Annotated in this window: 11 protein-coding genes; all 11 read left to right on the forward strand. The window is 64.4% G+C overall.

The window, feature by feature from the left end:
* Window positions 1-4: 4 nt before the first annotated feature.
* Window positions 5-1,207, forward strand: coding sequence for a murein hydrolase activator EnvC family protein (locus G7B69_RS07640; RefSeq protein WP_166177805.1), 1,203 nt, complete (start codon window positions 5-7; stop codon window positions 1,205-1,207).
* Window positions 1,208-1,285: 78 nt separating this feature from the next.
* On the forward strand, window positions 1,286-2,620 hold the full coding sequence (locus tag G7B69_RS07645; RefSeq protein ID WP_166177807.1) for a S41 family peptidase: 1,335 nt from the start codon (window positions 1,286-1,288) through the stop codon (window positions 2,618-2,620).
* An 8-nt stretch (window positions 2,621-2,628) separates the two neighbouring features.
* Window positions 2,629-3,099 (forward strand): disulfide bond formation protein B, encoded by a 471-nt coding sequence (locus G7B69_RS07650; RefSeq protein WP_166177809.1) that lies wholly within the window; start codon window positions 2,629-2,631, stop codon window positions 3,097-3,099.
* A 17-nt stretch (window positions 3,100-3,116) separates the two neighbouring features.
* The gene (locus tag G7B69_RS07655) at window positions 3,117-3,614 is read left to right on the forward strand and encodes a demethoxyubiquinone hydroxylase family protein (protein WP_166178102.1); all 498 of its coding nucleotides are present in this window, start codon (window positions 3,117-3,119) and stop codon (window positions 3,612-3,614) included.
* A 103-nt stretch (window positions 3,615-3,717) separates the two neighbouring features.
* Window positions 3,718-4,290, forward strand: a complete 573-nt coding sequence (locus G7B69_RS07660; protein ID WP_166177811.1) for a hypothetical protein — start codon at window positions 3,718-3,720, stop codon at window positions 4,288-4,290.
* 43 nt (window positions 4,291-4,333) lie between these two features.
* Window positions 4,334-5,458, forward strand: coding sequence for a non-hydrolyzing UDP-N-acetylglucosamine 2-epimerase (gene wecB / locus G7B69_RS07665; protein ID WP_166177813.1), 1,125 nt, complete (start codon window positions 4,334-4,336; stop codon window positions 5,456-5,458).
* A 61-nt stretch (window positions 5,459-5,519) separates the two neighbouring features.
* Entirely contained in the window at window positions 5,520-6,896 is a 1,377-nt protein-coding gene (wecC, locus tag G7B69_RS07670) for a UDP-N-acetyl-D-mannosamine dehydrogenase (protein ID WP_166177815.1), read from the forward strand.
* Window positions 6,897-7,383: 487 nt separating this feature from the next.
* On the forward strand, window positions 7,384-8,748 hold the full coding sequence (locus G7B69_RS07675) for an O-antigen ligase family protein (RefSeq protein WP_166177817.1): 1,365 nt from the start codon (window positions 7,384-7,386) through the stop codon (window positions 8,746-8,748).
* Window positions 8,749-8,978: 230 nt separating this feature from the next.
* Window positions 8,979-9,533, forward strand: coding sequence for a polysaccharide biosynthesis/export family protein (locus G7B69_RS07680; protein WP_279323154.1), 555 nt, complete (start codon window positions 8,979-8,981; stop codon window positions 9,531-9,533).
* A gap of 14 nt (window positions 9,534-9,547) precedes the next feature.
* Window positions 9,548-11,752 carry a GumC family protein gene (locus tag G7B69_RS07685; RefSeq protein ID WP_166177821.1) on the forward strand — a complete coding sequence of 735 codons (2,205 nt, stop codon included), beginning with the start codon at window positions 9,548-9,550 and terminating at the stop codon, window positions 11,750-11,752.
* 73 nt (window positions 11,753-11,825) lie between these two features.
* On the forward strand, window positions 11,826-12,998 hold the full coding sequence (locus G7B69_RS07690) for a hypothetical protein (protein WP_166177823.1): 1,173 nt from the start codon (window positions 11,826-11,828) through the stop codon (window positions 12,996-12,998).
* Window positions 12,999-13,102: the final 104 nt, after the last annotated feature.

Here is a 13,102-nt window from a genome sequence, read left to right on the forward strand (position 1 = left end):
CGCCATGAACCGCGCGCCGTTCCTGTTCCCCCTCGCCGCCCTGCTCGCGGCGGGCGCCGGCGCGGTGCAGTTCTCGCCTGACGCCGATCCGGCCGCGACGCGCGAGGAATTGCGCCAGGCGCTCGCCGACGGCCGGATGGCCGAAGCGCGCAGCAGGATCCTCGAAGCCCAGGCCGCGCGAGCGGTCGAGGCTGCCGACAAGACCGCGCGCCAGGCGGCTGCCCTCGCCGCGCGCATCCAGCAGGCAGAGGCCGGGATCGCCGCCGCGCAGGCGCGTATCAGCCTGATCGACCGCGAGCGCCAGGCGCTGCGCGAGCAACTCGGCGCGGAGCAGCGCCCGGTGGTGCGGCTGACCGCCGCGCTGCAGCAGTTTTCGCGGCGCCCGGTCGCGCTCTCCGTGCTGCGGCCCGGCTCGGTGCTCGAGATGGTCTACACCCGCGCCTTGCTGGCGAGCGCGGTGCCGGTGGTCCGCAAGCGCACCTCGCACTTGCGGGCGCAGCTCGCGCGCGGTCGCGAGCTGCGCCGGCAAGCGGCGCTCGCTCTCGCCGGCTTGCATGACGAGAGCCTCGCGCTTGCCGGGCGCAAGCGGCAGTTGGCGGACATCGAGACCCGCCAGCGGCTCGCTTCGCGCACCGCCACCGGCAGTGCCGCGCGCGAGAGCGAGCGGGCGTTGGCGCTCGCCGAACAGGCGCGTGACCTCAGCTCGCTGGTCGGCGAGCTCGACCGAGCCGGGGCCCTGCGGCGCCGGCTGGCGGCGTTGCCCGGCCCGGTCCTGCGGCCCGCGCGGCCCGAGGACGCGCAGCTCGTCACCATAGCGCCATCCGCTGTGAGCGGCGTCGGCCCCCCGCCGGCGCCGTACCTGCTGCCGGTTGCCGGCCGCACGGTGGCCGGCTTCGCAGCGAGCGGGGACGCCGGGACCAGCAACGGCCTCACCCTCGCCCCGCGCCCCGGCGCCCAGGTTGTCGCGCCAGGTGCGGGGCGCGTCGCCTTCGCCGGCCCCTACCGCGGTTATGGCCGCATCGTCATCCTCGAGCACGATGGCGGCTGGACCAGCCTGGTCACCGGCCTTGCCCGGGTCGACGTCCGGGTCGGGGACCGCCTGGTCGGCGGCGCGCCGCTCGGCGTCGCCGGGCAGGGGCAGCCGACGGTGTCGCTCGAGCTGCGGCGCGACAACGAGCCGGTCAACCCGCTCCAATATCTGCGCTGATATCGACGAGGGCCACGCCTCATCTGGCGTTAAGGCCTCTCACGCGATAGAAGGCGCGCAGAAATGCAAGGATTCCCGATGAAGATTGCCGCCTCGCTGCGTGCGCTCGCTCTGCTGACTTCGGTCGCGCTCCTGCCCGCCGCCACCGCCGGCTTCGCCCAGGTGGACGGCCGCATCTCGCCCGAATTCGCCAAGTTCTTCGCGGTCTACGAACGGATCAAGGCGAACTATGTCGAATCGGTCGACGACAAGACGCTGATCAAGGGCGCGATCGACGGCATGCTCGCCTCGCTCGACCCCCACTCGGCTTATCTCGAAGGCGCCGGCTTCGAGCGGCTGACAACGATGATCGACGGCAATTACCAGGGCCTCGGCATTTCGGTGCAGATGGACGACGGCGCCGTGAAAGTGGTCTCACCGTTCAAGGGCAGCCCCGCGGACAAGGCCGGCATCAAGGCAGGCGACTATATCACGCACATCAACGGCAAGCTGATCTACGGGCTCGATATCGACGACGCGGTCGAGCAGATGCGCGGGCCGGCTGGCAGCACGATTCGCCTCTCGCTGGTGCGCGAAGGCCGCGACGAGCCGTTCGACGTCACCGTGACCCGCGGGACGATCGAACTCGAGCCGGTCACCTCGGAGCTCAAGAGCGGCAATATCGGCTACATCAGCGTCAACGAGTTCAGCCGCGACGTTGGCCGCGACGTCAACGGCGCTCTGAAGGCACTCAAGGCGCAGGCCAAGGGCCATCTCGGCGGCCTGGTGCTCGACTTGCGCAAGAACCCGGGCGGTTCACTCGACGAAGCGGTGGCGCTCAGCGACCTGTTCCTCACCGACGGGCAGATCGTTTCGCAGCGCGGCCGCAACAAGCGCGACACGATCTATTACGACGCCGAGAGCATGTTCCCCGGCGACGTCGCCGCGGGCACCCCGATCATCGTGCTGATCGACGGCGGCACCGCTTCGGCCAGCGAGATCGTCGCCGGCGCGTTGCAGGACCAGCACCGCGCGCTGATCATGGGCGAGCGCAGCTTCGGCAAGGGCAGCGTTCAGTCGCTGCTGCCGCTGACCAAGGACAGCGCGCTCAAGCTGACCACCGCGCGCTATTACACCCCGGCCGGGCGGTCTGTGCAGGAAGGCGGCATCAAGCCCGACATCCGCGTGCCCCAGCTCAGCGATCCCGACGAGGCGCTGCGGCTGAAGTACGCCTATCGCGAAAGCGATCTCAAGCGACACCTGGTCAACGAGGCAGCGCTCAAGGACGACGACCTCGAGAACGACGCCAAGCCCGATCCGCGCTTCACCGAGACCGCCGAGCAGTTGAAGAAGCAAGGCATCGACGACTTCCAGCTGCATTACGCGCTGCAGACGTTGGCTCACACCGCCAACGTACGAACCGCGCAACGCTGAGCGCCAGGGTGACGGCATCGGACAAGCTCGCCCAGCGGCTCGCGATCGGCGTGCCGGCGCTGCTGCTCGGCGGCGCCTATCTGTCACAGTACGGCTTCGGGCTGTTCCCGTGCGAGATGTGCTGGTGGCAACGCTATGCCCATTTCGCCGCGCTGGCGCTGGCGCTGGCTTCGACAATTGCCGCGCCCAAACGGCTCTGGATCGGTCTCGCAGGACTGGCGATCCTGGTCGCTGGATTGCTCGGGGCTTATCATGCCGGCGTCGAGTACAAGTGGTGGGAGGGGGTCACCACCTGCAGCAGCACCGCCGGGGGCAATTCGCTCGACGACATTCTCAACGCCCCGCTGATCCGCTGCGATGAGCCGCAATGGACGCTGCTGGGCATTTCGCTCGCCGGCTTCAATTTCCTCTTCTCGACCGCCGCGGCGGTGATCATTTTCGTACTGCTCGGCAGCCGTGCCCAGGAAACCCGGGCGTGAGCAAGGACCGTTCAGCGATGATCCGGGTCGACCAGGCCGGCGAATACGGGGCGACGCGGATCTATGCCGGGCAGCTGGCGGTGATGGGCGATCGCGGGCCGCATTCGCCCGACATCCGGGCGATGGCCGAGCAGGAAGCCGGCCACCTCGCTAAGTTCGACGCCCTTGTAGCCCGGCGCGGGACGCGGCCGACCGCGTTGCAGCCGTTCTGGTCGGTCGCCGGCTATGCGCTAGGCGCGGCCACTGCGCTGATCGGGCCCGAAGCGGCGATGGCCTGCACCGCGGCGATCGAGGAAGAGATCGACCGCCACTATACCCGCCAGCTCGCCGAACTCGACGAAAGCGGCGAGGACCCCGAGCTGGCCCGGATGATCGGTGAATTCCGCGAGGACGAGCGCGAGCATCGCGACCTGGCGATCGCTGCCGGGGCCGAACGAGCCCCGGGTTACGCGCTGCTGTCGACGGCGATCCGCCTCGGCTGCCGCGCGGCGATCCGCCTTTCCGAGAAGATTTGACGAGGAACAACGCGTGGGCGCAAAGCGCTTCACTAGGTGTTCACCTGATGGAGGCTTCATTCGCCGGCTGGCATACGCGGGGCCGCACCGAAGGACAAAGACGATGAAACGCTTCGCTCTCCTCACGCTCGCAGCGCTCGCCGCGAGTCCCGCCGCGGCGCAAAACGGCTCGGCGCAAGGGCCGGCCGAGCCGAAGGTCAATCAGCTGATCGTCTACGGCGACGACCAGTGCCCGCCGTCGACCGGCGACGAGATCACCGTTTGCGCCCGTCTCGACGAAAGCGAGCGCTACCGCATCCCCGAATCGCTGCGCCAGCTCGACGGGCCGCAAAACGAAGCCTGGACGAATAAGGTGAGGTCGTTCGAGACGGTCGGCGATTTTGGCCCGCTGTCGTGCACCCCGACGGGCGCCGGCGGCGAGCTCGGCTGTACCGCGAAGATGATCGAGGCCGCGTACGCCGAGAAGCGCGAGATCGCGCGAACCAACGTCCACATGGCCGAGCTGGTCGCGCAGGCGCGCCAGCAACGCCTGTCGACCCTCGACGCTGACGCTGCGGCGACCCAGGCCCGCGTCGAGGCGCTCGAAAAGGAGCGCGCGCGGCTCGAAGCGCAAGGCGTTCCGCCGGCCGAAGCCGCCGCCCAGGCGGCCGACAACATCGCCAAGACCCAACGGTGACAGCGTAAGTGCGCGATTAATAAAAATAATCTAGTGCGGCCGGATGAGCGGTCGCAAGCGCATCCTGACGGTATTCGGCACGCGGCCGGAAGCGATCAAGCTGTTCCCGCTGGTCCATGCCCTCGAAGCCGATCCGCGCTTCGAAAGCCGCGTGTGCGTTAGCGGACAGCACCGCTCGATGCTCGACCAGGTGCTCGAAATCGCCAGCATCGCCCCCGACCACGACCTCGACCTGATGCGGCCCGACCAATCGCTCGATGCGCTCACCGCTGAGCTGCTCACCGGGCTCGGCAAGATTTTCGACGCCGAGCGGCCCGATTGGGTGGTCGTCCAGGGCGACACCGCTACGGCAATGACCGCAGCGATCGCCGCGTATTATCGCAAGATCCCCGTCGCGCATGTCGAGGCGGGGCTGCGTAGCGGCAATATCCATCATCCCTGGCCCGAGGAGGTCAACCGCAAGATCATCGGCACGATCGCCGCACTTCATTGCGCTCCCACCGAGACTTCGGCGGCGGCCCTGCGGCGCGAAAACGTCGATCCGGCGGCGGTCCATGTTACCGGCAACACGGTGATCGATGCGTTGCACTGGATCACCGCCAAGATCGCCGAGCGACCCGAGCTCGCCGACGGGCTCGCTCATCTCGAACGGCGCTTCGCCGGCAAGCGGATCGTCGGCGTGACCAGCCACCGGCGGGAGAATTTCGGCGAGGGAATGGCGGCGATCGCGGATGCAATCCGCCGCCTTGCCGGACGCAATGACCTGGCGATGATCTTCCCGGTCCATCTCAACCCCAATGTCCGCGCGGTAATGAACGAAAGGCTCGGCGGGCTAGACAACGTCGCGCTGATCGAGCCGCTCGATTACCCACATTTCGCGCGCCTGCTGGACCTTGCCACGCTGATGCTGACCGACAGTGGCGGCGTGCAGGAAGAAGCGCCTGCACTCGGCAAGCCGGTGCTGGTCATGCGCGAGACCACTGAGCGGCCCGAAGGTGTCGAAGCGGGAACCGCGAAGCTCGTCGGTACCGATGCGGACCGGATCGTCGCCGAGGCCGAGCGCTTGCTGGATGACCCGGCGGCCTATGCCGCGATGGCCCGCGCCCACAATCCGTTCGGCGATGGGCGCAGCGCCGCGCGGATCGTCGGGCTGCTCGCAACTACCTGATCGTTACCGTATTTTTCATCCCTTGCTGCCACACGGGCCCGGACGACAGCGAGGAATAAGCATGCGCGGCGAGAACCTGCCCCAGGTCAGTGTCATCGGGCTCGGTTACATCGGCCTGCCGACAGCGGCGGTGATCGCCCGTGCCGGCATGCGCGTGCACGGGGTCGACGTCAGCCAGGCGGTGGTCGACACGATCAACCGCGGCGACATCCATATCGAGGAGGTCGATCTCGATGGGCTTGTCCAGGCCGTCGTCCAGCGCGGCCTGCTGCGCGCCGGGACCGAGGTCGAGACGGCCGACGTATTCGTGATCGCGGTGCCGACCCCGTTCCACAGGGACGGCCAGCATACCCCGGACCTGTCCTACGTTCTCGCTGCCGCGGAAAGCGTCGCCAAGGTGCTCAAGGCGGGCGACACGATCATTCTCGAATCGACCTCGCCCGTCGGGACGACCGAGCAGTTGCGCGATGCGATCGCGGCGGTGCGGTCCGACCTGGCGCTGCCCGGGCTTACCGCCGGCACGCCCGATATCGCGATCGCCTATTGTCCGGAGCGCGTGCTGCCCGGCCGCATCCTCGAGGAACTCACCCACAACGACCGCTCGATCGGCGGTGTGACCCCGCGCTGCGCGAGAAAGGCACTCACGTTCTACAAGCGCTTCGTGCGCGGTACCTGCGTCACCACGGACGCGCGCTCGGCCGAGATGACCAAGCTGGTCGAGAACGCCTACCGCGACGTCAACATCGCCTTCGCCAACGAGCTGTCGGTCGTGGCCGATGCAATGGACCTCGACGTGTGGGAAGTGATCCGCCTGGCCAACCGCCATCCGCGGGTGAACATCCTCTCGCCCGGGCCGGGTGTGGGCGGGCATTGCATCGCGGTCGACCCGTGGTTCATCGTCCACGGCGCGCCGCAGGAGACCCCGCTGATCCGCACCGCGCGCGGCGTCAATGACAACAAGATCCACCACGTGATCGCGCGCGCGAGCGCGCTGGTAGAAACCAACCCCCAGGCGCGAGTGGCGTGCCTTGGGCTCGCTTTCAAAGCCAATATCGACGATTTTCGCGAAAGCCCCGCGCGCTTGGTCGCCGCGACGCTGGCGCGCCGCTTCGGGGAAAGGATCGCTATCGTCGAGCCTTTCGCCGCCGAGCTGCCGCCTGAATTTGAGGGTACCGGCGCGACCCAAATCGATATCGACACCGCCCTCGAGGATTGTGGCGTTCTGATCGTCCTCGTCGATCACGATCTGTTCAAGTCGGTTCCACTTGCCGAGCGCGCCGGGAAGGTCGTTTATGACACTCGCGGTGCCTGGGCCGATCAACCAGGGGTTGGCGCCTTGTCTTGCGAAGTGTTGTCTCGCGAAGTGGGTGAGGCAGTGCCCGAAGCGGGCCGCTGGGCGCAGACGCGGACCACCTCCCGTACGGCCTCTGGAACCTGATCCCAGGCAGGGCCTTGCAGAACAACCTGGCCGGGTGTTGTTCTATCGATTGCCAATCCCGCCTGCGCGATGAGGCGCATGACGTTATCGCACCGCGAATCGTTCGCGACCGCGGCCGCGGGGGCGATGTCGGCTGTTGGCGTCAGCGATTGGCTCGAAAAGATGCCCGTTTGGTACAACCCAATCAGGAGGATGATAGCTGGGTAGATTATCCCTGCAGCCGCTCTCGCGCGTGGGATTGCCAGCGCTAACCCCATTGGCAGCAGCATGAGTGCGTAGAGCACCAGTGCACACAGGCTCGCGAGTGTTTGGGACATAATTCCTGACGCTGCTAGGCTGCTTTAAGCCACGGTGCAATGTGCCCCAAATTTTCGCAAGATGCGGGCAGCTTTACACCGGCGCGCGGACCCTATAGCGCCCGAAGCGGGTACATCGATAATCGGAAATTGATCGCATGCGGTTCACCCGCCGATTCGAAAATTCACGCTTGGCTGTCCTGCTCCTTCTGTTCGCCGCGTGTTTTGTCCTCGGAGGCGCCTCCCGGGTCGACGTTTTCAGCCTCATTCTTCTGCAGCCGCTCGCCGTGGTCTGCGCTGTGGGGTTGCTGCTCCTCCCCGGTCCGATCGAATGGAGCCGTATCCGCGTGCCTTTCTTACTGCTGGCGGCGCTTGCTGCAACGATAGCCGCGCAGCTCGTGCCGCTTCCTCCTGCCATTTGGACCAACCTGCCTGGGCACGCAGCTTTCGCTCAGACCGCAACGATAGCCGGGATCGAACAACCCTGGCGGCCGATCAGCCTCACGCCAGATTTGACGCTTGCCAGTCTGGTGGGCCTGGTCGTCCCGTTGGCCGTCCTGATTGGGATCGGCTCGCTGGGCGTGGAACACAAGCGGTCCGTTCTCGCGGTGCTCATTCTGGGGACCATGCTCAGCGCCATGTTCGGCCTGGCCCAGATCGCCGGCGGCGAACGAAGCCCCTTTTATCTGTACCAGATCTCCAACTTCGGTTCGGCGGTCGGTCTGTTCTCAAACCGCAATCACCAAGCGGTGCTGATCGCCATGACGTGGCCGATGCTCGCCGTGTGGTCGGCGATGCCTCAGGACGACAAACGGCGGGGAGTTGTTAGGTTCTGGGTGGCGGTCAGCGTCGGCATATTCTTGATGCCGCTTATCCTTGTCACCGGCTCACGGGCTGGCATTCTTCTTGGTGCCTTTGGATTGGCTTGCGCATTTCAAATCGGGCGGACGCGACGAAACAAGACTTCCTTCGTACACGGCAAATGGAAGCGCCGGTCGCAGATCGTGGTGGCAATAAGCGGAGTTGCAGTCCTGCTGATCGCCGTGTTCCTTTCGCGCGACGAAGCCATTCGGCGGCTGGTGGACGGTGGGAGCGAAGAGACGCGTGTGGCGAATACGCCGACGTTGCTCCACATCGCGGCTGACTTTTTCCCGATCGGTTCTGGATTTGGAAGTTTCGATCCGGTCTTTCGTTTCTACGAACCACTGCGCCTGCTCAAACCCGAATATCTCAATCATGCGCATAACGACTTGCTCGAGCTGTTGATCACCGGCGGATTGTTTGGCGCCATCATCTTGCTCGCATTCCTTGGATGGTACGTGGCTCGTGCTTTCAAGATTTGGCGCCGCCCGTCCCAAGCCGGAGACTTCGAGAAGCTGGGCTCGGTCATGATGCTCATCGTCCTGTTGAGCAGCCTTGTCGATTATCCGTTGCGAACACCGCTGATGTCGGCGGTTTTCGCGGTGGCTTGCTGCTGGCTTGTTGAGCAGAGCGCCGTTCGGCGCAGCGGTCGGCGGGGGAGGGGCGAAAGAGCTTTACCGCCATTGGCTTTGTAACTAGAGCGCCTCCCGAGAGTGGCCCGAGCGGCGGCAACAAGCAGCTGAGATAACCGGTGAAACTAGTCAAAATATTGGCCCCATCGGGCGCGCTTATGTTAGCCCTGTTGTCGCTTGGCGCGTGTACCTCTCAGGCGATGGTCAATACCGGCCGGGTCGCTCTGGCAACGCCCGACACCCTCCCGCCTCCGAGCAAGACAGACGTCACAACGGGAGGCCGCCCACATTACGTGGGCCCCTTCGACCGCATTTCAGTGGACGTGCTGGGTCTGCCCGAGTTGAGCCGTGACGTACGCGTCGATGCCGCAGGTCATGTCGAACTTCCGATCGCTGGTTCGGTCGATGTTACCGGTCAGTCGCCTGAGGAATTGGCTCAAATCATAGAGGCGCGGCTGCGCGGCAGTTACGTACGCAATCCGCAGGTAACGGTATCGGTGCTGGAAACCGTTAGCCAATCTGTTACCGTCGATGGCGAAGTCAAGATGCCGGGAATTTATCCTGTCCTAGGGCAAATGACGCTCATGCGCGCCGTTGCTACCGCTCAGGGAACCAGTGAATATGCGAAGACCAGTCACGTTGTCGTATTTCGCACTGTGAATGGGCGGCAAATGGCGGCTCTTTATGACCTTCGCGCCATTCGGCTGGGTGCATATGAGGACCCCAAGATCTACACTAATGACGTAGTGGTGGTCGGTGAATCCGACGCACGGAGGCTGTTCCCGCAAATTCTTCAGGCGGCCGGTTTGCTCGTGACGCCGGTAATAGCTTACCTCAATAACCATTGAACGGCGTCTAATGGATGAACGACGTAGCTTTTAATCGAGGCCTTGTAGGCACCGATCGGCCGCCCGGAGTGGGCGATTCCGCGGATGCGGGAGGGCGCCAACAGGGCGTTCTTCTTGCCTTGCGCTATCTGCGGCTCGCCAAGCGCTGGAAGTGGCTTCTGATCGGATCAGTTGTGGTTGGTGCCGTTGTCGGCTTGCTGGTCACCTTGCTCATGACCACGAAATACACGGCGTCGGCTACTCTTGAGATCCAACGCGAAAGCTATCGCGTCGTGAACGTTCAGGGGGTCGAGCCGGAAAACAGTTCGGTCGATCTGGAATTCTACCAGACGCAATACGGTCTTCTCAAGTCGGATACTCTTGCGCAACGGATTGTCACCGATTTGCGGCTTCAGGACGACCCCGTATTCTTCGACATGTTCGGAGCCTCCGAATGGGCGGACCGGTTGAGGTCCGGCTTGGCCGGCGGCAACGCCAGCACGCGAGACGAACGCGTCCGCGCGGCAACCAAGATCATCCTTAAAAACGAGAGTATTTCTCCTCAACGGCTTTCACGTCTGGTGGAGATCAGGTTCACAAGTCCGGATGCCAACTTTTCCGCGCGGATCGTGAATGCCTGGACTCGGCTTTTCATCGACACGACCCTGGAGAGGCGCTTCGACGCAACGTCCTATGCGCGCAACTTCCTTGAGAACCGCTTGAAGCAGTTGCGTGAGCGCTTGCAGAATTCCGAACGAACCCTGGTCGCCTACGCGGCGAAGGAGAAAATCGTAAGCGTGCCGTCGACATCGCCTGGAGGCGAGACGGTCGAGCACCCCCTCGTAGCCGAAGATCTCGAGGCGTCGAATCGTGAACTGAACGCCGCGATCGCAGCACGTGTCACCGCGCAAAGCCGTCTTCGGAGCGCCGGAGGTGCCACCTCGGAGGGACTCGCCAATCAGGCCATCACCGACTTGCGCACTCGACGAGCGGGCTTGGCTGCCGATCGTGCAAAAATGCTCTCCCAGTTCACCCCAAGCTATCCCCCCGCGCAAGCACTCCTCGACCAGATCGCCGAACTCGATCGGTCGATCGCGCGTGAGGAGAATCGAGTTCGCAGTTCACTGCAATCGACTTATGGGGCCGCCTCGTCACGGGAGGCGCTGTTGCGGAACCGGGTCAGTGGCCTCGAAGAGGACATGCTCGATCTGCGTCGCCGCACGATCCAATACAATATCTATCAGCGCGACGTGGATACCAACAGGCAGCTCTACGACGCGCTGCTGCAGCGATATAAGGAAATCGGGGTCGCGGGGGGTATCGGCGTCAACAATATTTCCGTGGTCGACCCGGCTGATCCACCGCAGATTCCCTCATCGCCGCATCTCGTATTGAATTTGCTGATTGCAATGATGGCCGGCGGATTGGTCGGGCTGGGCTTAGCGCTCTTGTTTGATCAGACTGATGAGGCAATTTCCGATCCGCGCGAGCTTGAGACCGATCTAGGGCTGCCGCTGCTTGGTACGATTCCCAAAGTTGTCACCGGCGACCCGGTCGAGGAGCTCGAGGATCCAAAGTCCCCGATCGTGGAAGCATATCTGTCGATGCGGACGACCTTGTCGTTCACGACCGACCACGGCGTGCCCCGCACGTTGATGGTGACGAGCACGCGTCCAAGCGAGGGCAAGTCGACCACGGCCTATGGTCTTGCGAGAACTCTGGCGCGAACGTCGCGCCACGTGATCGTTGTCGACGCGGACATGCGGTCGCCCTCTCAGCATGAGATATTCAGCCTCAAGAACGCGGTCGGGCTGAGCAATTATCTTTCGGGTAGCGAGGATCTTCCCGCGCTCCTGCAAGCCAAGCCCGCGCTCAACCTGACCCTCCTGAGTGCCGGGCCGAAGCCTCCCAACGCAGCCGAGTTGTTGACCGGAGCCCGCTTCGTGCAATTGCTCGCTGAATTGTCATCCATGTTCGATCATGTCATCATCGACGCTCCTCCTGTGATGGGCCTAGCCGATACCCCACTGCTCGCGAGCAGGGTCGAAGGCTGCATTTTCGTTGTCGAATCGCACCAGACTCGCGCCACAATGGCAAAGGTGGCGCTCGACAGGTTGCGAGATGCGCGGGCGCGAGTCCTCGGCGGCCTTCTGACGAAGTTCGACGCGAAGAAGGCCGACTACGGCTACGGCTACGATTACGGCTATGGATATGGCGAGCGTGAACCGGACCCGTCCTGACGCCAGACCGAACGAGCGCGAGCCGCGTCCAAAGGGCTTTCCACACGGGATTCTCTACAATCTGCCTTGGATAGTGATGGGAATTACGGGCCTGGTGCTCGCGATTCAAACTTCGGTGGCCGGGGCGTTCGCGAGTAGCGGTCCAGCGATCGCCCTCAAGTTCGCACCGTTTAACGCCGGCGCGCGTGCCAAACTCGCGGAACAGATCGGTGGCTCCGAACAGGGGCAAAAAGTCGCGAATGAACTCGCGTCCGATGCCATCCGCCGTGATCCACTCCAACCGGTTGCCCTCCGGATCCTTGCACAGGGACTGGACTCCCAAACTCCCGCGTCCCAAGAGCGCGCCGCGGCACTGATGTCCGAGGCGCAACGCCTGTCTCGCCGGGACACCCTCACGCAGCTTTGGTTCATCCAGCGCAATGGCGCGCGCGGGAAAGGTGCGGCCATGATGCAGCACTTCGACATTGCGCTGCGGGCTTCGATCTCCGCTCGTCCCAACTTGTTCCCGTTCCTCGTCACCGCATCGACAGACCCGACCGTACGGGTAGTGCTGATACGCACTCTTTCGGCGCGCCCGGGTTGGGAAAAGGCCTTTGCCACATATGCGGTTCGCGAGGGAAGGGACCTCGGACTGGCGGCTGAGCTCGCTCCGCGGCTGCTGGATGCCCGCCAACCGGACGACCGCGTCTTGTATCAGGATCTCCTTAATCGGCTCGTTCAGGCCGGGCGATACGATGTCGCATGGAACGTATATCAAGCGACAGGTGCGATGCCGAAGGATAGTCGCGCACCGTTGCGCGGCGGAAATTTCGAAGGCCCCGACGCATTTCCGCCGTTTGACTGGTGGTTCAGCGAAGAGCCGGATCTATTCGCGAGTCGGGAGCACGCCTCGGGAGGAGGACTGTTGTTGCGCGTCGCCGCGTCCGACGACCAGTCGGGTGAAGCGGCCCGGCAACTTGTCAGGCTCGCACCCGGCATCTATCAATTATCGGCAAGAATGGGGGATCTTCCGAATGACCCGGCCGAATGGCCGACATTGCGGATTCGTTGCGCGCCGGACGACCAGCTTCGCCTCGTGAGTATTCGCCCGAGCGGCGCCGGAACGGCGGCTCGCCAGGTCAACGGTCGCTTCGAAGTCCCCGACAAATGCCATTTCCAGTGGCTCACGATCGACCTGGCGGGCGACGGTCCGCCTCAGGAGATCGCGGCGTGGGTCGATGACATCGCCATTGTGAGGACGCATTGAAGGGCCGATGCGCCGGCGACGTGCAAACGGCGATCGGTTCCGCGCTGGTCAAATCAGAATTCTCCGGCCAAGACGAGCACCATTCGGCTACCCGATCTCCTGGT

The sequence above is a fragment of the Croceibacterium segetis genome (assembly GCF_011320115.1).
Lineage (GTDB): Bacteria > Pseudomonadota > Alphaproteobacteria > Sphingomonadales > Sphingomonadaceae > Croceibacterium_B > Croceibacterium_B segetis.

What these genes read in the sequence shown, in the direction of transcription:
- wecB (WP_166177813.1), top strand. Translation starts at nt 4,334, where the DNA reads ATGAGCGGTCGCAAGCGCATCCTGACGGTATTCGGCACGCGGCCGGAA.
- G7B69_RS07660 (WP_166177811.1), top strand. Translation starts at nt 3,718, where the DNA reads ATGAAACGCTTCGCTCTCCTCACGCTCGCAGCGCTCGCCGCGAGTCCC.
- G7B69_RS07645 (WP_166177807.1), top strand. Translation starts at nt 1,286, where the DNA reads ATGAAGATTGCCGCCTCGCTGCGTGCGCTCGCTCTGCTGACTTCGGTC.
- wecC (WP_166177815.1), top strand. Translation starts at nt 5,520, where the DNA reads ATGCGCGGCGAGAACCTGCCCCAGGTCAGTGTCATCGGGCTCGGTTAC.
- G7B69_RS07685 (WP_166177821.1), top strand. Translation starts at nt 9,548, where the DNA reads ATGAACGACGTAGCTTTTAATCGAGGCCTTGTAGGCACCGATCGGCCG.
- G7B69_RS07640 (WP_166177805.1), top strand. Translation starts at nt 5, where the DNA reads ATGAACCGCGCGCCGTTCCTGTTCCCCCTCGCCGCCCTGCTCGCGGCG.
- G7B69_RS07655 (WP_166178102.1), top strand. Translation starts at nt 3,117, where the DNA reads ATGATCCGGGTCGACCAGGCCGGCGAATACGGGGCGACGCGGATCTAT.